Source organism: Mesorhizobium sp. GW821-FHT07A06, from assembly GCF_059419085.1.
Genome location: NZ_JBWKRC010000003.1, coordinates 246326 through 268135, shown reverse-complemented (window position 1 = coordinate 268135; position 21810 = coordinate 246326). Strand labels below are relative to the sequence as shown.

The window sequence follows — 21810 nt, the reverse complement described above, 5'->3', positions numbered from 1 at the left end:
TGCCGACGATGCGGCAATAACGATACCCGGCGTGGAAATTCGCCGCCGGATGCGCCGTGTCGTGTTTGGTGATACAGCAAGGGCCGATGGGCCAGCGTGGGAGCAGGCGTGGAAACGGACGTGGAATCCGCACCATCGACGCTGGACGGCGACATGCCGCGCCTGTCCGTGCGCCTGCTCGGACCGCTGGAAATCTTGCGTAATGGGACGCCAGTCGCGCTGCCGGCATCGCGCAAGCTGCGCGCGCTGCTCGCCTATCTGGCGCTGGCGCCGCACGCCGTGGGGCGCAGCCGCCTGTGCGAGCTATTGTGGGACGTGCCCAACGATCCGCGAGGCGAGTTGCGCTGGTACCTGAGCAAGCTGCGCGCGGCCCTCGACACGCCGGTCCGGCGCCGGGTGGAGACACGGGGCGACACGGTGGCGCTTGATCTCGATGGCTGCCTTGTCGATGCACTGGACGTCACTCGCGCCGCCGCGCAAGGGATCGGCACGCTCGATAGGGAGCGGTTGCGGGCGCTGTCGGAACTCTTCGCCGGCGATTTGCTCGACGGGCTGGAGCTCGAGCGCAGCCCGCTTTTCGACAGCTGGCTGATCGCCCAGCGCCGGCGTTTCCAGGCGTACCACGCCGCCGTGCTCGAACAGCTTGCCGTAAACCATCCGGCGGGCTCGCCCGAAACGTCCATGCAACTCGACAAATGGGTCGAGCTGGCGCCGTTCGACACGCGCGCGCATCTGGCCTTGCTGTCCAATCTGGCGGAGCGCGGCGCCATCGGCGCGGCCGAGGAGCATCTGGCTTCTGCGGCTCGCCTGTTCCAATCGGAAGAGCTTGATTTCGCTCCGCTTCGCGCGGCCTGGCAGGCAATCCGTGACCAACGGTCCGGCAACTCGCTGAAGGCGCAACCGGCGTGCCTGTCCACACCATCGCAATTGGCAGTCCCATCGGATGCCGGCACGGTCGAGCCAAGCCAGGCCTCGCTGGCGGTAATGCCGTTTGTCGAGGAAGCCGGCGAAGGCACACGCGGCGGGCTTGCCGACGGCTTCACCCATGACATCATCACCCGCCTCGCCAAACTCCGCGATTTCTTCGTCATCGCGCGCGGATCGGTGTTTGCGCTGGCCGAAAAGACCATCGCGCCGGAAGAAGCCGGCAGAAAACTTGGCGTCGACTATGTCGCCACCGGCATGGTGCGCAACACGGCCGGCCGGCTGATCGTCAGCGTCGAGCTCGTCGAGGTGCGCACGGCCAGGATCGTCTGGGCCGAGACCTTCGAGCGCCGGCCCGACGACATCTTTGCCGTGCTCGACGATATCGGCGACAGCATCGTGTCGTCGATCTCGGCCGAGATCGAAACGGTCGAGCGCAACCGCGCCATGCTGAAGGCACCCAATTCGCTCAACGCCTGGGAGGCCTACCATCGCGGCCTCTGGCACATGTACCGCTTCACCCAGGCCGAGAACGAGCAGGCGCGGCAATTCTTCGACAAGGCCTTGCAGCTGGATCCCACCTTTGCCCGCGCCTATGCCGGCCTGTCGTTCACCCACTGGCAGAACGCGTTCCAGCGCTGGGGCGACCGCGACCGCGAAAGCGCGCTGGCCTATGAGAGCGCCGGGCACAGCCTGCTGGTCGACGACCACAATCCGGCCGCGCACTGGGCGATGGGCCGGGCGCTGTGGCTGCGCGGCGAGCAGGACGGATCGCTGTCCGAACTGGGGCGGGCGGTGGATCTCAGCCCGAATTTCGCGCTCGGCCATTACGCGCTGTCCTTCGTCCACTCGCAGTCCGGCGACCCGCGGGCGGCGATAAGTTCCTCCGACCATTCGCGTCATCTCAGCCCCTTCGACCCGCTGCTGTTCGGCATGCTGGGGTCACGCGCGATGTCGCATGTACGGCTCGGCCAGTTCGAAGAGGCGGCCGACTGGGCGCTGAAGGCGGCGGCGCGGCCGAACGCGCATACCATCATCCTGGCGATTGCCGCGCACTGCCTGGCGCTGGCCGGCCGGCTCGACGAGGCACGCGGCTTTGCCGCCGCCATCCGCAAGACACTGCCTGATTATCGCGCCGACGATTTCATCGGCACGTTCCGCTTCGATCCCGATGCCGAGGCGCTGTTCCGGCAAGGCGCAAGGCGCATCGGGCTCAGCTGATTTAGAGCAGTTCCGGACGGTAACCGTTCATACTTTTCCTGGAATTGCTCCGGGCTTGAATCTCCCGTTAACGAAGTCGGAAGGAGTTGTTTAACCGTTCACCTCTATGTGACCTCCCGGGGGGTCCATGGCGAAGTGAGTATGATGAGCGACAGCCCCGACAAGCGCAGCAACGAATGGCGCGCCATTCTCCACGTACAGGCCCGCGTCGCCGTCCTGTTCGTTCCGGTTGTCGCCAGCCTGCTGATCATAGCGGCACTTGCCGGCAACGAACGCAAATCCGTTCCCGATGTCGACCGCACGGTAACCGGGTCGGTGCGATAGACGTCACGACAGCCGGCCGCGAATGCCGGCCGATGTGCGCTATTGGGCGCGTCATCCTTTGGCGCTACAGTCATCCAATGGCTACTGCACTGCGCGAATGGGCCCGAGCGATCAAGCGCGACGTGCATGCGCTCTACCTTGCCGCGCGCGATCCCCGAACGCCGTGGTACGCCAAGGCGCTTGCCGTATGTGTCGCGGGCTACGCCTTGTCTCCAATCGACCTGATTCCCGATTTCATCCCCTTGGTTGGTTACCTCGATGATGCGATCCTGGTCCCCTTGGGAATCCTTGCCGTGGTAAAGATGATACCGCCCGAGGTCATGGCAGAGCACAGGGAGGCCGCCGCTCTTGCCGTTGACAGGCCCGTGAGCCGCAGCGCGGCGGTGATCATCGCCTGCATATGGGCCGTCTCGGTCGCGCTGGCGGGATGGCTGGCATATCGATACTTCACCGGCCGATCTTGAAGCCGCGTCCTGTAAGGTGCAACAGCGCAATGGCGCTCCCGATTGCGTTTTTGGAGCGACATCCATCGGCATGGGTTTTCGTGGTTGGTTGTGAGGTGGGTTCTTGAAGCGCATCGATGAACACCGCATCCACCAGATCTTCGAAGTCAGCCTATGGCTGAAGGGCGCGCATGCCCTGATCGAATGCGTCGGCGGAATTCTGCTCTATGTCGTCACCACCGATACCATTGCCTCCTGGGTCAATGCCCTCACCGCGGAGGAATTGATCGAGGATCCCAACGATTTCATCGCCGGCCATCTGTCGCGGATGGCAAGCCATTTTTCGGTCGCCAGCAAGGAGTTTTATGCCTTCTACCTGCTTAGCCACGGCCTGATAAAACTTGCCTTGGTGGTCGGGCTTTTGAGAGGCAAGCTCTGGTCTTACCCTGCCTCGCTCGCGGCTTTGGGCTTGTTCATGGTCTATCAAGTCTACCGCTACTCATACACCCAATCATTCGGCCTGCTGGTCCTGACCGTCTTCGATGCGGTCGTCATGGTGTTGATCTGGCACGAATGGAGGATCGTGCGGCAGCACAAGCCGGCATGATGGTTGCGTTGGCGGCCTTGTCCCTGTTTCCTGGACGTCGGCACATGGACCGACGGATCGATGGCGGACGCTGTCGCGGTCCGGCTACAAACGCCTGACCGCTAGGGAGCGCCCTTGCCTTGCCGGCGGAACCCCACGCACCGTCGGACATTGTGTCCCAGGACAGCCCTTGGAGGACATGATGACCAGAGCTTTCGATATAAACGACAACACGGAAGAAAATCCGAAACGCCCGCCGCAGCCTGAGACCGGTGACGACCTCAGGAAAAAGAAGGTCGAAGGAAAAGCCTTCCAGGTGAATGAGAACAGCGTCGACAATCCGGCATCCGCGCCGGTGACGCCGAAGCGGGACTGATCAAAGGAAGATGGCGTGCGCCTTGTCAGGGCGTGCCTTCCGGCAGCATTCGCTTGAGCACGTCATCCCTACGGATGAAATGATGCCACAGCGCCGCTGCCGCATGCACGCCGGCAAGGATGAGGATCGAATTCGCGCAGAGGCTGTGCAGCTCCCTGATGAACCGGGCCGTGTCGCGATCCGGCGGAACTGGAGCCGGGATGGTGAAAAGGCCGAAGAAACTCAAGGCATCGCCCCTGTACCAGGTCAGCAAGATGCCGAGCACGGGAATGGCCATCAGCAGCGCGTAAAGCGCAAGATGCGCGACTTTGGCCGCACTTCGTTCAAGCGGTGACATTTCCTGCGGCAGGCCGGGCGTCCCCAGCGTCAGCCGCAGGCCGACACGGATGACGACCAGCGCGAAAAGCAGCAGCCCGAACGAAATATGCAGCCACCAGACCATCGCCCGCCCCGGATCGCCGCGCGGAAAAACCTCCTCGACGTAAGTCAAGCCATAAAGGCCGATGACCAGCAGGAACACTGCCCAGTGAATGGCTTTCTGCGCGCTTGTGTAGGTGGGGTGCATGCGAGTTTCCAGTTTTGAACGTTTCTAAACTAGCCGCGATCATGTCAAAGCTTTGGCGGCGACGATCCTCTTATGAAGGGAACGTCCAGGGGCCGGGCTGTGATGACCGTGATTCGGTGGACACTGGAACAGGCAACCTGTCAGTTCGCTGACAACAGGGCATCCGATGGCGCGATGCGTCGGCCAAAGAAACGCCCGCACGAACCGGGCTCTTCTTCGGATCTCTCGGCGCCCTCAATAAAAGCGCGGGATAGGGCCGTTCTGCGGCGTCGTGCGGTCGCCGAGGTCGAGAAAAACCTCGTCGACATAGCACCAGCCCCAGCCTTCCGGCGGATCATAGCCCTCGATGATGGGATGGCTGGTGGCGTGAAAATGTTTGGTCGCGTGGCGGTTGGGCGAGTCGTCGCAGCAGCCGACATGGCCGCAGGTGCGGCAGAGCCGCAGATGCACCCACCACGAGCCGCTCTTCAGGCACTCCTCGCAACCGAGCGCGCTCGGCGTCACGTCCTTGATCCCAGCCGCATGCTTGCATTCATCCGCCATCACACTCTCCTGGCCAGTTGAGGCTCAACTCTTCCTTTTTTGCGCTTTTCCCGCGAAAACCGTTACACACTTTTCCTGAAATTGCTGTCCGCGGCGTGGCTGGCGTCCCGCGCGAGATAGGCATGCAGCGCCGCGACCACCTGGGCGCCCTCGCCGACAGCCGCCGCGACGCGTTTGACCGAACCGCAACGTACATCGCCGATGGCAAACACCCCGCTGCGGCTGGTTTCCATCAGACCCCGGTCCGGTCCGAGCTCGGATCCGGTGCGGATGAAACCCTTGGCGTCCAACGCCACGTTGCATTGCGCCAGCCAGTCGGTGTTCGGATCGGCACCGATGAACAGGAAGAGATGGCGGATCGGGCGTGTCGTCTGCTGCCCGCTGACGCGGTTGCGCCAGCGCACGCTGGCAAGATTGCCGTCCTCGCCCTCCAGCGCCTCGATCTCGGTCCCGGTCAGCACCTCGATGTTCGGCTGCGCCTTGATGCGCTCAACCAGGTAGCGCGACATCGAGGCATCGAGGCTGCCGCCGCGCGCCAGCAGCGCCACCTTGCGCGCATGGCTGGCGAGGTAGACCGCCGCCTGCCCGGCCGAATTGCCGGCGCCCACCAGCGCCACCTCCTGGCCGGCGCAAAGCCGTCCTTCGATGGGCGAAGCCCAATAATGCACCGACGTGCCCTCGAACCGCGACAGGTTGGTGACATCGAGACGCCGGTAGCGCGCGCCGCTGGCAATCACCACGCTGCGGGTGCGCACCGTCTCGCCGTCGCCGACATCGAGCAGGTAGCGGGCGCCTGAATTATCGGTCGCGGCACTCAGCAGCCTGGCTTCGTCCGGGATTACCATTTCGACGCCGAATTTCTGCGCCTGGTTGTAGGCGCGCGCCATCAGCGCCATGCCGGTGATGCCCGTAGGGAAACCGAGATAGTTCTCGATGCGCGAGGAGGCGCCGGCCTGCCCGCCGAAAGCACGACAATCGAGCACGATGGTCGACAGCCCTTCCGACGCCGCATAGACCGCCGCCGCCAGGCCCGCAGGTCCGGCGCCGACAATGGCGACGTCATACAGCGTGTCGGCATCGATCGGCCTGAGCAGGCCGATGCAGCGGGCGAGGTCCTTCTCGCCGGGATTCATCAGCAGCCTGCCGTTCGGGCACAGCACGACCGGCAGATGGTGAGGGTCGACGTCGAAGCGCTCGACCAGGGTTTTCGCGCAGGGGTCGCTGGCGGAATCGAGCACACGGTGCGGCTGGCCGCTGCGGGCGAGGAACCCTTGCAGCCGCAGGACATCGGCATTGCCTGATGGTCCGATGATGATCGGCCCGCTGGTCGCGCTTTCCAGGAGCCCGACGCGGCGCAGGATCAGCGCCCGCATGATGCGCTCGCCGAGATTGGCCTCCTGCACCATCAGGTCGCGCACGCGCCGAGAGGGAATGACAAACGCCTCGACGGGCTCGGCGGCCTCGGCATTGACCAGCGAGGGGCGGGCCGAAAGCTGCGCCAGTTCGCCAACGAAGCTGCCCGGACCATGGGTGACGATCGTCTCGTGCCGGCCGAGCCCGCCATCCTGGGTGATATCGACCCTGCCCGACAGCACGACGATCAGGCCGGGCGCCACGTCGCCAGCCCTGATGATGTGCTCGCCGGCGGCATAGGAGCTGGCTTCGCCGAAACGGCGCATGTGATCGATGTCGGCCTCGCTCAGCGTTGGGAAGGCCTGATCGCGCCGGGCGCCGAAGATCGCGGTGGATGATTGAGACATGGCTGCGAGCGTAGCTAAGCAGGCGCGCGGTTTGAAGCGGTTTGTTCGGGACTGGCCAGAAGGGGAGGTTGCTTCAAAAAGAAAAAGCCCGGGCGAACCGGGCTTTTTCTTTGGGTTTCTGAACCATAGAGTGGCTCGAAACTGGAATTTGGTGCCCAGAAGAGGACTCGAACCTCCACTCCTTGCGGAACACGGACCTGAACCGTGCGCGTCTACCAATTCCGCCATCTGGGCTGGTGCGGGCTCATGTAAGCGGGCAAGCGATGGCTGTCAACGCGCTTTTTTCAAAGCGGTTCGCCGCTTGCCGGCTCAGCCCTCCAGCACTTCCTTCGACGCCACGGTCGAATCGGCGTTGAGCTGGTAGATGACCGGCACGCCGGTGCCGAGTTCCAGCTTGACGATCTCCTCGCCCGACTTGCCGTCCAGCGCCATGATCAGCGCGCGCAGCGAATTGCCGTGGGCGGCGACCAGCACGGTGCCGCCACGCAGCACGTGCGACTGCATGTCATGCAGGTAATAGGGCCAGACGCGGGCGCCGGTGTCCTTCAGGCTTTCGCCGCCGGGCGGCGGCACGTCGTAGGAACGGCGCCAGACATGCACCTGCTCCTCGCCCCATTTCTTGCGCGCATCGTCCTTGTTGAGGCCGGAAAGGTCGCCATAGTCGCGCTCGTTGAGCGCCTGGTCTCGGATGGTCTTCAGGTCGCTCTGGCCGACCGCGTCGAGAATGTGCTGGCAGGTCTTCTGCGCCCGGATCAGCGCCGAGGTGAAGGCGATGTCGAATTTCAGGCCGCGCGCCTTGAGTTTCTGGCCGGCGGCCTTGGCCTCGGCGTGGCCCTGCTCGGTCAGGTCGACGTCGCGCCAGCCGGTGAACAGGTTCTTCAGGTTCCATTCGCTCTGGCCATGGCGCACGAGCACGAGGGTTCTCGACATGTTTGCTCCTTCAAATTGGCAAATTTGGCAGATCGGCCGCTTCAGCTCAGGCCGAGCACGTCCCGCATCGAATACAGTCCTGGCTTCTTGCCCCGTGCCCACAGCGCCGCCTTGACGGCCCCGCGGGCGAAGATGGCGCGGTCCTCGGCGTGGTGGGACAGCGTGATGCGCTCGCCGGTGCCGGCCAGGATGACGCTGTGGTCGCCGACCACCGAGCCGCCGCGCAGCGTGGCGAAGCCGATCGAGCCGGTTTTTCGCACACCCGTATGGCCGTCGCGTGAACGCACGTCGTTGCCGGCAAGTGCCATGCCGCGTCCGGCCGCGGCCGCCTCGCCGAGCAGCAGCGCGGTGCCGGAGGGAGCGTCGACCTTGTGCTTGTGGTGCATCTCTAGGATCTCGATGTCGAAATCATCGGCGTCGAGCGCGCGCGCCGCCTGTTCGACCAGCACCGCCAGCAGATTGACGCCGAGGCTCATATTGCCCGACTTGACGACCGTCGCATGGCGCGCCGCCGCCGCGATCCTGGCATTGTCGTCGGCCGAGCAGCCGGTCGTGCCGATGACATGGACGATGCGCGCCTGCGCCGCGTAGCCGGCGAATTCGACCGATGAGGCCGGCGTGGTGAAATCGAGCACGCCGTCAGCCTTGGCGAAGACCGGCAGCGGATCGTCCGATATCGGCACATTGATGATGCCGATACCTGCCAGTTCGCCGGCATCCTTGCCCAGGTAGGGCGAATCCGCGCGCTCGACAGCGCCGATGACGCGAGCGCCCGGAATAGTATGGATGGCGCGGATCAGCGTCTGGCCCATGCGGCCTGCGGCACCCACCACCACAAGGCCCATATCGCTTGCTTCGCTCATGTGCTCCTCACAGCAGTCTTCTTCGCACGCGTGGCCCTGACCGGAGTTTGGATCGGCTTGCTGTCATCAACAAGCCCCAGCCCCTTCTTGCCCTGGATGCGGTGGAAGCGGGCATAGATGCTGTGAGGGTCGGCCATCAGCGTCGCATGGGTGCCTTCCTCGACCAACCGTCCCTCTTCCAGCACGATGATGTGGTCGGCATTGACCACCGTCGACAGGCGATGCGCTATGACGATGGTCGTGCGGCCTTGCATGACATGGCTCAGCGCCTCCTGGACGCGCGCCTCCGCCTCGTTGTCGAGTGCCGAGGTCGCCTCGTCGAGCAGCAGGATCGGCGCCTGGCGCACGATGGCACGGGCGATCGAGACGCGCTGGCGCTGGCCGCCGGAAAGGGTCGAGCCGCCTTCGCCGACCGGCGTGTCGTAACCTTGCGGCTGCTGGCGGATGAACTCGTCGGCTGCCGCCTGTTTCGCCGCCTGCTCGATCTCGGCGTCCGTGGCCGACAGCCGGCCGTAGCGGATGTTGTCGCGGATCGTGCCCTCGAACAGATAAGGCGCCTGCGCCACGTAGGCGATGGATTGCCGCAGCGAATGCTTGGTCACCTTCGAGATGTCCTGGCCATCGACCTCGATACTGCCCTGGTCGACGTCGTAGAAGCGCTGCAAGAGCGCCACCAGCGTCGACTTGCCGGCGCCGGACGCGCCGACGATGGCCGTGACCTTGCCGGCGGCAGCGACAAAGCTCAGCTCCCTCAGCACCGGCATGTCTGCGCTGTAGCCGAACGTCACATTGTCGAAGCGCACCTCTCCGGTGGTGATCCTGGCATCGACAGCGTCGGGCGCATCGCCCTGTTTCGGCTCCAGGTCGAGCAACTCGTAGATCATGCGCGCGTTGACCAGGGCACGCTCCATCCCGACCTGCGTGCGCGCCAGGCGCCTTGCCGGATCGTAGGCCATGATCAGCGCGGTGATGAAGGAAAACACCGCGCCTGGCGGCTGCCCAAGATACAGCGCCCGGTAGCCGGAATAGGCAAGCACGGCAGTGATGGCGAGACCGCCCAGAATCTCGGAAATCGGCGACAGCCGCTCCGATACGCGGGCGATCTTGTTGTTACGCTGCTCGGCCGTATCGGCCATGATGCCGATGCGGCGCGACAGCTCTTCCTCCAGGGTGAAGGCCTTGACGATGGCTATGCCTTGCGTGGCCTCCTGCACGGACCCGTTCAGCCGCGAATTGATCAGGACGGATTCACGGTTGATACGCCGCAGTCGGCGGGTGATGTAGACGACGGCCCAGATCAGCGGCGGCCCGATCAGCAGCGAGCTGAGCGACAACACCGGATCCTGATAGATCATCACGCCGACGAGAGCGACCAATGTGACCGCGTCGCGGCTGATGGAGGTCAGTGTCAGCGACAGCAGGTCACGAACACCGCCGACATTCTCGCTGACCTGTGCCGCCAGCCGACCGGAACGTGTATCGTTGAAGAAGTTGACGCCGAGCTTCATCAGATGGTCGAAGCTGCGCTTCTGGTAGCGCGCGACCAGATTGTTGCCGATACTGGCCAACGCGACTGCCTGGCCGTAACCGGCGAAGCCGCGCAGCAGGGAGGCTCCCATGAAACCGGCGCAGATCAACCAGAGCATATCGCCGCGCCGTTCGTAGAAGATCTGGTTGATCATCGGGGCCATGATCCACGCCGTGAAGGCAGTGGTGCCGGAAACGATCAGCAGGCAGGTGACGGCAACGACATAGGTCCAGCGATATTCATTGCCGTTTTCAGCGAGGATGCGGCGGAGCACCGCCGTGACCTCGCCAGGCTGGACTTTCTGTTTGGGGGCTTGAAGTGTCAAATCAGGAGCGCTTTGTGGTTTTCCGCCTCGTAGGATCGGGCTGCGAATTCGGCACCCCTCTTAACGTCATGAGGCCGGCTTGCCTATGCCCGCGGCTGATTAACTTCGTCGCGGGCGGCTCAAGCGCGCTCGCGGGGGATATAGGCGCATCCAGTCGAAGAGCTAGGCCTGCCAGCGCCTGCCAGCGGTCTGGACGCCGAACAGCGAGGGGTTTCGGGCATAGGCGGCAAGGCCGAGAAGTGCGGCCAGCGGTTGGGTGATGACGTAGACAGGCATGGTGCGCATCAGCGCGCTGTGGGGCGCCTTGTCCTCGAAGGCGGCGCGGAAATTGCCTTCCTTCAGCGCCGGCACGATCTTTTGCGCGATGCCGCCGGTGAGGAAGACGCCGCCACGGCTCATGAACACCAAGGCAAGGTCACCGGCCGTGCGCCCGAGGCAGGTGACGAAAGTCCGCAGCGCTTCCTCGGCCACCGGATCGGTCTTGGCCAGTGCCGCACCGGTGATCTCCGCCGGCGTCGTGAAAGGTGACGGCTTGCCGTCCGCCATGGCCACCGCCCTGTAGACGTTCACCAGGCCGCGCCCGCACAGGATCTGCTCACCGGAAATGCGGCCCTCGAGCTTCTCTATGTGCGGGAAAACCTCGAAATCGCGCGGCGTGCGCGGGCCGATGTCCATATGGCCGCCTTCGCCGGGCACCGGTATCCAGTGGCGCAGCGCGTAGACCAGCCCGGCGACGCCGAGACCGGTTCCCGGCCCAAGCACGACGCGGCCGGCATTGGGCTCCGGCGCGCCGCCGCCGATCTTTTCCATATGCTCTTCGCCCAGCGCCACGACGGCCAGCGCCTGCGCCTCGAAATCATTGAGCACGACGATGTCGCTCAGGCCAAGACTGGCGAACATCTGCCTCGGCCTGACGACCCATGGGCAGTTGGTGAGCTCGATCTCGTCGCCATCGACCGGCCCGGCCACCGCCAGCACCGCCGAATTCGGGCGAACGGAAGAGCGGTCGAGAACCGCCGACTGGATCGCCTCGTCGATCGTGTTGTAGTTGGCGGTCTGCACGATGGTCGGCTCGCCGGCCTCCGAATTGGCGTCGAGCACGATCGAGAAGCGCGCATTGGTGCCGCCAATGTCGCCGATCAGGATCGGAAACCGCAACGACGTGTCGGTATCGCTTACGCTTGGCATGCTCTGGTCCGTCCCCGGCGCCCCTGACGGCGTTCTCGCCGTTCTTCCGTTGACTAGCGCATGAGTTTGAAAAGGGAAACGGTTTTCGAACCGGGCGACGCGCAGGGCGAGGTTCTGCGGCCAAACGGCCACTATTTCGCGGAAAACGCGATGCTAAACCGATTGAGACGGCCGACGCCGACGCATCGATCAGTGCGCTGGCGGGCGTGGCCGTGGCACCGGCACACCGACCTCGGGCGTCGACGTGAAGGCGTTCAGCGTGCCTGGCAGGCCGGCCGTGCCGCTGGCCGTGGTGGCGGGCAGCGACGGTGCTTCCGGTTCGGCGACCGCGACCGGGATGGCGCCGCCGTGATAGGTCGCCGCCTCGGCCGAGGCCGGACCGGGCGCGTCGAGCACGGCGCGGCATTCCTTGGGCAGGCTGGCCATCGTCATCACGTCGCGTGCCTTCGGCGCGTCCGGGTTCTTGTTGGGACGCCACGGTTCTTCCGTGAACCACCAGGCCAGCGGCTTGCCGCAGCCGTCGTCGGCCGGCGTCGCTTCCTGCGCCTTGCAGTTGGGCGAGCCCGGCTGGCAGCCGATGCGCATGTGGAAATGATAGTCGTGACCCCAGAACGGCCTGATCTTGCGCAGCCAGGTGCGGTCGCCCTTGACGGTGTCGCAGAGCTTTTTCTTGATGCCCGGATTGACCAGGATGCGTTCGACCTCGGGGTAGCTCGCGGCACGCTTCAAAAGCGCGGTGTGCTGCGGCTTCCACAGCGCGTCCTTCACCAGATGCGTCTTCTCGTCGACCATCAAGGTGGCGCTCATCGATTCGCGCTGCGCGATCGACAGCGGACGGCTGGGCATCGGCGTCAGCCAGATGTCGGCGTCGAGGCCGATCTGGTGCGAGGCGTGGCCGGTCAGCATCGGACCGCCGCGCGGCTGCGAAATGTCCCCTATGAGCAAGCCTGGCCAGCCATCGGCGGCGGCGTCACGTGAAAGCTTCTCGATTACGGCGATCATTGCCGGATGGCCCCAGCGGCGGTTGCGCGACGGCCGCATCACCTCCCAGGTCGGGCCATCCATGGGAATGGCGACGCCGCCGGCAAAACAGCCCTTGGAATAGAAGCCGATCGACTGCGCCGCGGCCGCTGCCGGCAGCTTTTCGGCGCCGAACAGGTCTTTTGCCCGTTCCTCGGCGAGTGCCGGCCGCGCGGCGAGACCGCTCAGGGCAAGCAGGCCAAGAGCCACCGCCAACCGTGACGATCTGCCGAAATATGGACGCATCGCTGAGTTCATGAAACCGGATCCCCACCGCAATCCCGAAACCGAATCATAGCACGTCGGCCGCCAGGCGATCGATAGAGCGGTTCACCGCTCTATCTCGTTGTTTTGACGCAATTCCGGACGGAAAACCGCTTCACACTATTTCCTGGAATTGCTTTAGCCCTTCATCGGGCTGCGCGCCTCGCCGTCGAGCCAATCGCCGCTTGCCCACATATGGTCGAAGGCAGCGTGGTAATCGGGAAAGCGAAAGCGATAGCCCGCCGCCTTGATCGCCGCATTGGCGACACGCTTGTTCTCGCCATAGAAGGACCGCGCCATGGGCGAAAGTTGGGCGGCGTCGAATGGAATTTCCGGCGGCGGCTCGACGCCCATCAGCGAAGCGGCGTAGGCAACGACATCCTGCGGCGGCGCAGGCTCATCATCGGTGACGTTGAAGATGCCGCCTGTGTTGTCCCCGATCAGCTGCCAGAGCGCGCCGGCAATGTCGTCGCAATGGATGCGGTTGAATACCTGGCCGGGCTTGACCAGCCGCCGCGCGGTGCCGTTTTCCAGGTTGACCAGCGCGTTGCGGCCCGGACCATAGATGCCGGACAGGCGCAGGATCGCCACCGGCCGGCCGATATGCTCGCCGAGCTTCAGCCAATCCTGCTCGGCCTCGACCCGCATGACGGAGCGTTTCGACACTGGCCGGCACGCGGCTTTTTCATCGACCCAGGCACCGCCATGGTCGCCGTAAACGCCGACTGTCGAGAGATAGCCGATCCATTGCAGCGCCGGCATTTTGGCGAGCGCGTCGCGGGCGGCATTCAGCACGGGATCGCCGGCCTCTTCCGGAGCGATTGAAATCACCAGATGCGTCGTCTTGTTCAGTGCTTCGGCGTTTTCACCAGTCAGAACGCCGTCGAACAGCAGCGGGGCGATGCCAGCCTGACGCAATGCCTGGAATTTGTCGGGCGAGCGCGTCGTGCCCAGGATGGTGGCGGCGCCCGGATTGGCGCGGGCAAAAGCCTTGCCGGAGTAGCCGGCGCCGAAGATGAATATCCGCTTTTCGCTCATACATGTGCCCTGTCTGGCCGCGGCAGGCGCCATTCCTCGCGCACCGCCGCATCATTCTCGGTCATCAGGCCGGTCGCGGCCCTTTCGGCATATTCGGCATCTGGCACCAGCCGCGCCAGCGCCCATATTGCCGCGCCGCGCACCAGCGGCGAGGCGTCGCCGAGCAGCGCACGGACAGGGCCGGCCAGCCCGGCATCGCCGGAATTGCCGGCGGCGATCAGCACGTTGCGGATGAAGCGATCGCGGCCGATGCGCTTTATCGGCGAGCCGGAGAAGAAGGCGCGGAAGGCCGCGTCGTCCAGCTGCAACAGTTCGGCGAGCGGCGGCTCGCGCAAATCGTCGCGCGCGGCGAGCTTTGCTTCTGAGGCTACCTGGGCGAACTTGTTCCAGGGGCAGGCGGCCAGACAATCGTCGCAGCCATAGATGCGGTTGCCGATCTTTTCGCGGAATTCGTGCGGGATCGGCCCCTTGTTCTCGATAGTGAGGTACGAGATGCAGCGCCGCGCATCGAGCCGGTAGGGCGCGGGGAAGGCATCGGTCGGGCAGGCGTCCAGGCAGGCGCGGCAGGAGCCGCAATGATCGATCTCGGCCCGGTCGGGCGCAAGTTCGGCCGTGGTGAAAATGGTGCCGAGGAACAGCCAGGAGCCGTGTTCGCGGCTGACCAGATTGGTGTGTTTTCCCTGCCAGCCGAGGCCAGCGGCTTGCGCCAGCGGCTTTTCCATCACCGGGGCCGTGTCGACGAAGACCTTCACGTCGCCGCCGGCGCGCGCCACGATCTTGCCGGCGATTTCCTTCAGCCGGCCCTTCATCACATCGTGATAGTCGCGATTCCGCGCATAGACAGAGATGGCGCCCCGGTCGTGCCGGGCCTGCAGGTCGCGCGGATCATGATTGGGGCCGTAATTCATCGCCAGCACGACGATCGAGCGCACCTCAGGCCAAAGCGTGGAAGGCTCGCTGCGCCTCTCCAGCGTCTCGGCGATCCAGTCCATCGAGCCGTGAAAGCCATCGGCGACGAATTCGGCGAGGCGGGCCGGGGCCAGCGGGATCGCATCGGGAGAGGTGACGGCAATGGCATCGAAGCCGGCGCGATGCGCCTCAGCGTCGATCAGCGCGCGCAGTTTTGCGGCGTCAGAAGTCGAGGTCCGCATAATGCGACACCGGCGACAGGCCGCGCACACGGTCGGTCAGGAGCGGCCGGAAGGAGGGCCGCGACTTTACCCTGGTGTACCATTCGCGCGCCGCGGCGTGTTCGCGCCAATCGATCTCGCCGAGATAGTCGAGCACCGACAGCGTCGCGGCGGCGGCGAGATCGGCATAGGTGACCCTGCCGCCGGCCAGCCAATGGCGGGTGCCGGCGAGCCAGTTGGTGTATTTCATATGCTGGCGGATGTTGGCGCGCGCGGCACGGATGGCGCCCGAATCGGGCGAACCGCCGCCGGCCGTTTCCGGCATGATCGGCTTCAACACGCGCTCGCGCACCAGATGCCGGGTGACTTCGCTTTCGGCCTTGTTGAGATACCAGTCGATCAGCCGGCGGATTTCGGCGCGCTGCATCGGGTCCTCGGCGAACAGCCGCTTGTCGCGCTTCAAGACGCCGCGCGTCTCGTCGAGATATTCCGAGATCACGGTCGCGCCGACGATCGGCACATCGCCTTCGGCGAGCAGGATCGGCAGCGTGCCGGCCGGGTTCAGCGCCAGGAACTCCTTGCGCCGCGTCCACGGCTTTTCCTCGATCAGCGCCAGCTCCTCGCCATACTCGCCAAAGGCAAGGCGGACGAAGCGGCAGGTGGCGAACATGGGATGATGGAAAAGCGTCAGCATGGTTCCGCGATGATAAAGCGCACGAGTGTGGACTGGCGAATCGCCGGGCGCACCGGTAAGTCTTGGCCGCCCGGTTAGCGGGCCGTCAGGGTGTTGCGACCTATAGGGGCAGTTCAACGCCATGACAAGCAAGCCGTTCTGTTAGCCGTCGAGCAAAAGCCGAGGTAGCCATGGAAAGCCAGACCTTCGTCGAAGCCCTGCTGCTGGGCCTGCTGGAGGGGTTGACCGAATTCATACCGGTCTCCTCGACCGGACACATCCTGCTTGCCGGCCATTTCCTGGGCTTTCATTCGACCGGCAAGGCCTTCGAGATCCTGATCCAGCTCGGCGCGATCCTGGCGATCCTCAGCGTCTACTTCCGCCGCCTGTGGCAGATGCTCCTCGACCTGCCGCATGACCGGCTGACGAGGCATTTCGTCATCGGCATCCTGATCGCCTTCCTGCCGGCGGCGATCATCGGCGCGCTGGCGCACGACTTCATCAAGACGGTGCTGTTCGAATCACCGAGGCTGATCTGCATCATGCTGATCATCGGCGGCGTCATCCTGCTGGTGGTGGACCGCATGAACCTGAAGCCGGTCTATCGCGACGTCGAGCGGTTCCCGACCAGGCTTTACCTGCAGATCGGGCTTTTCCAGTGCCTGTCGCTGATCCCCGGCACCTCGCGCTCCGGCTCGACCATCGTCGGCGCGCTGCTTCTGGGGGTCGACAAGCGGGCGGCGGCGGAATTTTCCTTCTTCCTCGCCATTCCGACCATGGTCGGCGCCTTTGCCTTCGACCTGTTCAAGAACCGCAACGTGCTCACATCCGCCGACCTGCCGATCATCGCGATCGGCTTCGTCGCCGCCTTCGTCACCGCGCTCTTCGTGGTGCGCTTCCTGCTCGATTACGTCTCGCGCAACGGCTACTCGCTGTTCGGCTGGTGGCGGCTGGTGGTGGGGATTGTCGGGTTGGTGGCATTGATGGTTTGGGGGTGAGGAGTGTTCCGCGCAGCGGACGGAAAGCCAATTGCTTGGCTTTCCGAACGACGAACGCCCTGAGCCCGCGAAGGGCGAGCAACGCCGGTCAAATGCTCCCCTAATTCCGTCCATAAAAAGCATTCTCGACATGCACCGGCCAGTGCCATGGCAGCACCGCGACCATGTCGAAGCGCATCGACAGCCTGCCATAATCCGCCTGGCGCGATAGCCAGATGTCGGCCGCCGCCTCGATGCGGCGCTCCGATTCGTGGCTGATCGCCTCCATGGCTTCCATCAGCGTGCGGCGCGCCTTGACCTCGACGAACAGCACCAGGTCGCCGCGCCGCACGATCAGGTCGATCTCGCCGAAACGGGTGCGATGGCGGCGCGCGAGAATCCGGTAGCCCTTCAGCATCAGCGCGGCCGCCGCCAGCCATTCGCCGCGATGGCCGCGCCGATAGGCTTTCTGGCGGCTGGCGCTGGGGCGCTCAGCCACTACCCTCTCCGGAAGCATCCTTGAGCTCCAGAAGCCGACGGTAGAGAGCCTGTTTCTGGCCCCCGGTCATCTTCGCGGCTTCCGCCGCCGCCTTGGAGGCCGGCATTTCGGCGGCGAGCGACAACAGCAGGCGGTCGATATCCGCCGGCTCGTCCGCCTTGGCCTCGGCGGGACCGACGCAGACGACGATCTCGCCCTTTGGCGTATCGGCCGCGGCATAGTGGTCGGCCAGCGCCCGCAGCGCGCCGATGCGCATTTCCTCGAAGGTCTTGGTCAATTCCCTGCCGATGGCAGCCTTTCGCTCGCCGCCCAACGCCTCGACCATGGCGCCCAGCGACTCGGCCAGCCGGCGCGGCGATTCAAAGAAGATCAGCGTTGCCGGTACGGCCTTCAGCGCTTCCAGCCGCGCCAGCCGCTGGCCAACCTTCACCGGCAGAAATCCGGCGAACAGAAAGGCGTCCGACGGCAGACCGGACGCTGTCAGCGCGGCAAGCGGTGCCGACGGACCAGGGATCGGCACGACACGAATGCCGTGGTCGATCGCCTCGCCGACCAGCCGGTAGCCGGGATCGGAGACGAGTGGCGTGCCGGCATCGGAAATCAACGCCACGCTCTGGCCGGCATGAAGGGCCGCGATCAGCTTCGGCCCGGCCTCGCCGGCATTGTGTTCGTGATAGGCCGTGGTGCGGCGGCGGATGCCGTAGCGGTCGAGCAGCACGCGCGACACCCGCGTGTCCTCGCAGGCGACGATGTCGGCGGCGGCCAGCGTCTCCAGCGCGCGCAGCGTGATGTCTGCGAGATTGCCGATCGGCGTCGCCACCAGATAGAGCGCCGGCCCGAGCGGACGGGCCACGATCTCGGTCTGCCCGACCACATAGCTGCGCTTGCCCGTCTCGTCAGTCACCGATGCCGTCTCCGTTCAGCCCTGTCTGGCCTGCCAGATCTTGTTTGGCACGGCTGGTGCCGGCTTGCAAAACTCACGCCGATGTAAGCTAAGCGCCATTCCTTCGCCACAGTAGGGAACGAAACCGGGTTTGGCAGATTTAGCCCCTGATTCCCAAGGGAGGACAGGATGGACAGCCTGAAGATACAGGACGCTTTCGCGCCCTACTATGCCGGCCGCAACAGCACCTCCCCGCCCAGGGAAAAGCGCCTGCCCGCCGAGAACGACGCCAGCCCGACCAAGTGGGCCGCCAAGCCCTTGCCCACCAATGTCAGGCTTTCCGACAACAAACCAGACAGCACGACGGAGCACTGACCGAACGATGCCCAATCGCTTCGATATCTTCATCACCCGTCTTGAAACGAAAAGCGCCAGGGAAGGCGTGCCCCCGCATCCGATGAACGACCAGCACAGCGTTCGCCGCGAAAAGGCCGACGCCAAGCCGGCCCGCAGCGGAGAGGCGCATGCCGAGAAGGATCGCGGCAAGCGCCGTTTCAAGCACGACGCCTGACGAGATCGCTGACAAATTGAGGCGCGTCGCGACTGAAAAGCTGGTTGGTCCGCGAATGTTGGCCCTTGCGGTCGGCCTTTTTGCCCTCACGTCCCCGGCCGATACAAGAAACAACGCGGAGGCCGGCTCCTCATCAGCCTCCCGAAGCCCACGAACGGTCAAGTTCAGGGCAACGGCTGCCAGCGGCCTCTTTGGCAAGACGCTTTCGCTCCGAGGGGTACTGGTCGGCGAAACCGAGGAACGGGAATTCGCGAGAATTCGCTACCCGGCAATCAACCAGCCTGTTTCCAGCCGGGACTGGATAACCGTCCAAGGTCTCTCCGCCGCCTATCTGCAACTGGACATTGATCCGCAATTCGCGATGCCGGGCATCCACTTGCATATGCGTTCAGACGATCCAGCCACGTCACACTACATGTTCCATAAAGTTGGCGAGCAATGGATCCAGGCGCCGCGAGCCACAAAGATCGACGTGTTTTCCTACGCAGGCTGTGGCCTCACCCAACAATCCTGGGAGGACGGCGGCGATTTTCACCATCAGGATTTCTTCTTTGAGGTCGACTCGGGTTCGGATTGCGCGGTGGCCGACGCATCATGGTCAGGCACACGCGGCAAGCCATCTGTCACCCCAGATAGCGTGAAACGCTCGCCTTCAGGCGCTCAATCAGCTCCAAATCCATGAATTCATAGTTATCCGGTATATCGAGGCAGATGATTCGGGCCTTGTTCAAACTCGTCTTGAATTTCTTCTGCAATTTGGTGCGGTGCACCTTCTCCATGACGAAGATGATGTCGGCCCAGGCGACCAGCTCATGCGTCAGCGGCGTGTCGGCATCATGGTTGGTCCCCGCCGATGCGACCTCGATGTCCCGGCGCGTTGAAAACACCTGCTCGGCGGTCGGGCTGCGCAAGCGGTTCTGGCTGCAGACGAAAAGGACGTTTTTCAAGGATCAGCGCGCCAGGTCGGCCACCACGGCGTCGAGCACGATCATGCCGGCCGGCGTGGCGCGCAGGCGCGCATTGCCGATCGGCGCCACCAGCCCCTCGCCCTGCAGCATGGACAGCCGCGCGCTCGACAGGCCGCGCCCGGAAAACGCCTCGTAGCGCGAGAGATCGATGCCTTCGGCGAGCCTCAGCCCCATCAGCAGGAATTCGTCGGCCTCTTCCGAGCGGGTCAGGATCTCGCCGCCGGTGACACCATGGCCCTTGGCCTCGACAAGGTTGGCCCAGGTTTCCGGCATCCGCTCGGCTATCGTCACCGTGCGGCGGCCATTCTCGACGAAGCGGCCATGCGCGCCGGGACCGACACCGACATATTCGCCATAGCGCCAATAGGTCAGGTTGTGCCGGCTCTCGGCGCCCGGCCTGGCGTGGTTGGAAATCTCGTAGGCCGGCAGGCCATGCGCGGACGTAATCTCCTGCGTCAGCGCATAGAGGTCGGCGGCATGGTCATTGTCGGGAATGATGAACTTCTTCGCCGCATGCAGTGCATGGAAGGGCGTGCCTTCCTCGATGGTCAGCTGGTAGAGCGACAGATGATCGGCGGCATGGCCGATCGCCTGTTCGAGCTCGGCCGCCCAGGCCTCCGGCGTCTGGCCGGGCCGGGCGTAGATCAGGTCGAAGGACAGCCTTGGGAATATTTCCCGCGCGAGGCCGATGGCGTGCAGCGCTTCATCGACATTGTGCAGCCGGCCGAGGAAGCGCAGATCCTTGTCGTTCAGCGCCTGCACGCCGAGCGAGACGCGATTGACCCCGGCGGCGCGATAGCCACGAAAGCGCTCGGCCTCGACCGAGGACGGGTTGGCTTCCAGCGTCACCTCGATGCCTTCAGGCACCGTCCAGTTCCTCGCCACGGCGTCCAGGACCCTGGCCACGGTTTCCGGCTTCATCAGCGACGGCGTACCGCCGCCGAGAAAGATGCTGGTCACCTCACGCGCCCCGGTGCGCTGGCGCATCGTCGCCAGTTCCGCCTCGAAGGCGGCGGCAAAGCGCTCCTGGTCGACCGGCTGGTGGCGGACATGGCTGTTGAAGTCGCAATAGGGGCATTTGGCCGCGCAGAAAGGCCAATGGATGTAGACGCCGAAGCCGGGGGCCCGGTCGAGCAGCATGCTCATGCCTCTCCCAATCTCGCTTTGGCGAATTTCTGGAAGGCGCGTGCGCGATGCGACAACGCCGTCGCCTGGCCTGGTTTCCAGCCGTGTTTTTCCTCGGCACTCATCTCGCCGAAGGTCTTTTCGAAGCCATTGGGCAGGAACACCGGGTCATAGCCGAAGCCAAGCTCGCCGCGTGGCGGCCAGACCAGCGTGCCTTCGGCCTCGCCGCGATAATATTCGGCCTCGCCGTCGGGAAAGGCGAGGCAGATGACGGCGACAAAGCGACCCTTGCGCTGTTCCGGCAGAGCGGCGCCGACCTCCTGCAGCGCCACTTCGGTGCGCTGCATGGCCATGGCGAAGTCGCGCGATCCGTCCGGGGTTTCGGCCCAGTTGGCGGTGTAGACGCCGGGCGCGCCGTCGAGCGCGTCGACGCAGAGGCCCGAATCGTCCGACAGCGCCGGCAGGCCGGTCGCCTTTGCGGCGGCCAGCGCCTTGATGTAGGCATTCTCCTCGAAAGTGGTGCCGGTCTCGTCCGGCTCCGGCAGGCCATAGTCCTTCGCCGACTTCGCTTCGAAGCCGAACGGCCCCATCAGATCGGCGAATTCGCGCAGCTTGCCGGCATTGTGGCTGGCGACGACGATCTTCTTTCCATCAAGAGAATGCATCAAAGCCCCCAGATTCTTGGCTCGGCAAACTCGATCGAATTGCCCGAGGGGTCGCGTATATAGAGCGAACGGCCACCTTGCGGCCATTCGAATTCGCTTTCGATGGCAATTCTTTTTGCCTCCAGATGGGCTTTCCAGGCCACGATTTCCGCAGCGCTCGCCGCGAAGCAGAGATGACCTTCGCCGACCGCGCCATGCGGCGGCACTTTCAGCCGCGCGTCCGGCGCCGGAGGTATCTTGGTCGCCTCGGCATTGAAGACCAGCAGCACGCCCGGCCCGCAGCGGAAGAAAAGATGTCTGCCGTCCACCTTGCCGAGCAGATCGAGGCCGAGCACGCCGACATAGAATTCTTCCGCCGCCGCCAGATCGGTGACGTACAGGGCTGATTCAAGGATGGCGGAGGGGGTCACCAGAAAATCGA

Annotated in this window: 26 protein-coding genes and 1 tRNA gene; 9 read left to right on the top strand and 18 right to left on the bottom strand. The window is 64.6% G+C overall.

The annotated features are described in order from the left end of the window. Positions 1 to 153: 153 nt before the first annotated feature. From AC07SZ_RS11800 to AC07SZ_RS11780, 5 genes are all read left to right on the top strand, one after another. Positions 154 to 2145, top strand: coding sequence for a transcriptional regulator (locus AC07SZ_RS11800; RefSeq protein WP_494914713.1), 1992 nt, complete (start codon positions 154 to 156; stop codon positions 2143 to 2145). 144 nt (positions 2146 to 2289) lie between these two features. Next, entirely contained in the window at positions 2290 to 2469 is a 180-nt protein-coding gene (locus AC07SZ_RS11795; RefSeq protein WP_056576321.1) for a hypothetical protein, read from the top strand. Positions 2470 to 2546: 77 nt separating this feature from the next. Beyond that, positions 2547 to 2933 (top strand): YkvA family protein, encoded by a 387-nt coding sequence (locus AC07SZ_RS11790; protein ID WP_172371477.1) that lies wholly within the window; start codon positions 2547 to 2549, stop codon positions 2931 to 2933. A gap of 112 nt (positions 2934 to 3045) precedes the next feature. Further along, positions 3046 to 3519: a DUF2127 domain-containing protein gene (locus tag AC07SZ_RS11785; protein ID WP_494914711.1), complete on the top strand. Its 474-nt coding sequence runs from the start codon at positions 3046 to 3048 to the stop codon at positions 3517 to 3519. A gap of 181 nt (positions 3520 to 3700) precedes the next feature. Then, entirely contained in the window at positions 3701 to 3874 is a 174-nt protein-coding gene (locus tag AC07SZ_RS11780) for a hypothetical protein (protein ID WP_200957766.1), read from the top strand. Between the two features lie 25 nt (positions 3875 to 3899). Here AC07SZ_RS11780 and AC07SZ_RS11775 read toward each other — a convergent pair whose 3' ends face one another. The 12 genes from AC07SZ_RS11775 to AC07SZ_RS11720 form a co-directional block, all read right to left on the bottom strand. Beyond that, positions 3900 to 4439: a cytochrome b gene (locus AC07SZ_RS11775; protein WP_056573943.1), complete on the bottom strand. Its 540-nt coding sequence runs from the start codon at positions 4437 to 4439 to the stop codon at positions 3900 to 3902. A gap of 234 nt (positions 4440 to 4673) precedes the next feature. Beyond that, on the bottom strand, positions 4674 to 4982 hold the full coding sequence (locus tag AC07SZ_RS11770; protein WP_023777710.1) for a UBP-type zinc finger domain-containing protein: 309 nt from the start codon (positions 4980 to 4982) through the stop codon (positions 4674 to 4676). Positions 4983 to 5044: 62 nt separating this feature from the next. Then, positions 5045 to 6742 carry an FAD-dependent oxidoreductase gene (locus AC07SZ_RS11765; protein ID WP_494914351.1) on the bottom strand — a complete coding sequence of 566 codons (1698 nt, stop codon included), beginning with the start codon at positions 6740 to 6742 and terminating at the stop codon, positions 5045 to 5047. A gap of 149 nt (positions 6743 to 6891) precedes the next feature. Then, positions 6892 to 6976, bottom strand: a tRNA-Leu gene (locus AC07SZ_RS11760). A 75-nt stretch (positions 6977 to 7051) separates the two neighbouring features. Then, positions 7052 to 7672: a 2,3-bisphosphoglycerate-dependent phosphoglycerate mutase gene (locus tag AC07SZ_RS11755; protein ID WP_056573951.1), complete on the bottom strand. Its 621-nt coding sequence runs from the start codon at positions 7670 to 7672 to the stop codon at positions 7052 to 7054. A 41-nt stretch (positions 7673 to 7713) separates the two neighbouring features. After that, positions 7714 to 8535 (bottom strand): 4-hydroxy-tetrahydrodipicolinate reductase, encoded by an 822-nt coding sequence (gene dapB / locus AC07SZ_RS11750; protein WP_494914350.1) that lies wholly within the window; start codon positions 8533 to 8535, stop codon positions 7714 to 7716. After that, positions 8532 to 10388, bottom strand: a complete 1857-nt coding sequence (locus AC07SZ_RS11745) for an ABC transporter ATP-binding protein (RefSeq protein ID WP_172371485.1) — start codon at positions 10386 to 10388, stop codon at positions 8532 to 8534. Before AC07SZ_RS11745 ends, dapB begins: the two co-directional genes overlap by 4 nt. 162 nt (positions 10389 to 10550) lie before the next feature. Then, positions 10551 to 11576 (bottom strand): glucokinase, encoded by a 1026-nt coding sequence (locus tag AC07SZ_RS11740; RefSeq protein WP_056573960.1) that lies wholly within the window; start codon positions 11574 to 11576, stop codon positions 10551 to 10553. A gap of 189 nt (positions 11577 to 11765) precedes the next feature. Further along, entirely contained in the window at positions 11766 to 12854 is a 1089-nt protein-coding gene (gene mepA, locus AC07SZ_RS11735) for a penicillin-insensitive murein endopeptidase (RefSeq protein WP_494914349.1), read from the bottom strand. A 144-nt stretch (positions 12855 to 12998) separates the two neighbouring features. Then, positions 12999 to 13898 (bottom strand): SDR family oxidoreductase, encoded by a 900-nt coding sequence (locus AC07SZ_RS11730; protein WP_056573965.1) that lies wholly within the window; start codon positions 13896 to 13898, stop codon positions 12999 to 13001. Beyond that, positions 13895 to 15049 carry a tRNA epoxyqueuosine(34) reductase QueG gene (queG, locus tag AC07SZ_RS11725; protein ID WP_494914348.1) on the bottom strand — a complete coding sequence of 385 codons (1155 nt, stop codon included), beginning with the start codon at positions 15047 to 15049 and terminating at the stop codon, positions 13895 to 13897. Before queG ends, AC07SZ_RS11730 begins: the two co-directional genes overlap by 4 nt. Continuing rightward, a complete protein-coding gene (locus AC07SZ_RS11720) occupies positions 15030 to 15722 on the bottom strand; it encodes a glutathione S-transferase family protein (RefSeq protein WP_010912586.1) in 693 nt (230 codons plus the stop codon). Before AC07SZ_RS11720 ends, queG begins: the two co-directional genes overlap by 20 nt. A 170-nt stretch (positions 15723 to 15892) precedes the next feature. On the opposite strand from AC07SZ_RS11720, the gene AC07SZ_RS11715 reads away from it, so the two are divergent. Next, positions 15893 to 16699, top strand: a complete 807-nt coding sequence (locus AC07SZ_RS11715) for an undecaprenyl-diphosphate phosphatase (RefSeq protein WP_494914347.1) — start codon at positions 15893 to 15895, stop codon at positions 16697 to 16699. A gap of 100 nt (positions 16700 to 16799) precedes the next feature. Here AC07SZ_RS11715 and AC07SZ_RS11710 read toward each other — a convergent pair whose 3' ends face one another. Both AC07SZ_RS11710 and rsmI read right to left on the bottom strand, forming a co-directional pair. Beyond that, the gene (locus tag AC07SZ_RS11710) at positions 16800 to 17177 is read right to left on the bottom strand and encodes a YraN family protein (RefSeq protein ID WP_494914346.1); all 378 of its coding nucleotides are present in this window, start codon (positions 17175 to 17177) and stop codon (positions 16800 to 16802) included. Beyond that, positions 17170 to 18081: a 16S rRNA (cytidine(1402)-2'-O)-methyltransferase gene (gene rsmI / locus AC07SZ_RS11705; protein ID WP_494914344.1), complete on the bottom strand. Its 912-nt coding sequence runs from the start codon at positions 18079 to 18081 to the stop codon at positions 17170 to 17172. The genes AC07SZ_RS11710 and rsmI overlap by 8 nt, the downstream gene beginning before the upstream one ends. Positions 18082 to 18249: 168 nt before the next feature. Between rsmI and AC07SZ_RS11700 the strand changes: the two genes are divergently transcribed. From AC07SZ_RS11700 to AC07SZ_RS11690, 3 genes are read left to right on the top strand one after another with little or no spacing between them, the layout of a single operon-like run. After that, positions 18250 to 18435, top strand: a complete 186-nt coding sequence (locus AC07SZ_RS11700; RefSeq protein ID WP_056573978.1) for a hypothetical protein — start codon at positions 18250 to 18252, stop codon at positions 18433 to 18435. A gap of 7 nt (positions 18436 to 18442) precedes the next feature. Next, complete coding sequence (locus AC07SZ_RS11695; protein ID WP_056573981.1) at positions 18443 to 18631, top strand: hypothetical protein; 189 nt, start codon at positions 18443 to 18445, stop codon at positions 18629 to 18631. Continuing rightward, on the top strand, positions 18585 to 19313 hold the full coding sequence (locus AC07SZ_RS11690; RefSeq protein WP_494914343.1) for a hypothetical protein: 729 nt from the start codon (positions 18585 to 18587) through the stop codon (positions 19311 to 19313). The genes AC07SZ_RS11695 and AC07SZ_RS11690 overlap by 47 nt, the downstream gene beginning before the upstream one ends. Here the strand turns inward: AC07SZ_RS11690 and AC07SZ_RS11685 are convergent. From AC07SZ_RS11685 to AC07SZ_RS11670, 4 genes are read right to left on the bottom strand one after another with little or no spacing between them, the layout of a single operon-like run. Next, positions 19255 to 19578, bottom strand: coding sequence for a low molecular weight protein tyrosine phosphatase family protein (locus tag AC07SZ_RS11685; RefSeq protein ID WP_056573984.1), 324 nt, complete (start codon positions 19576 to 19578; stop codon positions 19255 to 19257). The two genes, AC07SZ_RS11690 and AC07SZ_RS11685, sit on opposite strands and share 59 nt — an antisense overlap. Before the next feature lie 3 nt (positions 19579 to 19581). Then, positions 19582 to 20745, bottom strand: coding sequence for a radical SAM family heme chaperone HemW (gene hemW / locus AC07SZ_RS11680; protein WP_056573987.1), 1164 nt, complete (start codon positions 20743 to 20745; stop codon positions 19582 to 19584). Then, on the bottom strand, positions 20742 to 21389 hold the full coding sequence (gene rdgB, locus AC07SZ_RS11675; protein ID WP_056573990.1) for an RdgB/HAM1 family non-canonical purine NTP pyrophosphatase: 648 nt from the start codon (positions 21387 to 21389) through the stop codon (positions 20742 to 20744). Before rdgB ends, hemW begins: the two co-directional genes overlap by 4 nt. Beyond that, complete coding sequence (locus AC07SZ_RS11670) at positions 21389 to 21799, bottom strand: VOC family protein (RefSeq protein WP_494914341.1); 411 nt, start codon at positions 21797 to 21799, stop codon at positions 21389 to 21391. The genes rdgB and AC07SZ_RS11670 overlap by 1 nt, the downstream gene beginning before the upstream one ends. Between the last annotated feature and the right edge of the window lie 11 nt (positions 21800 to 21810).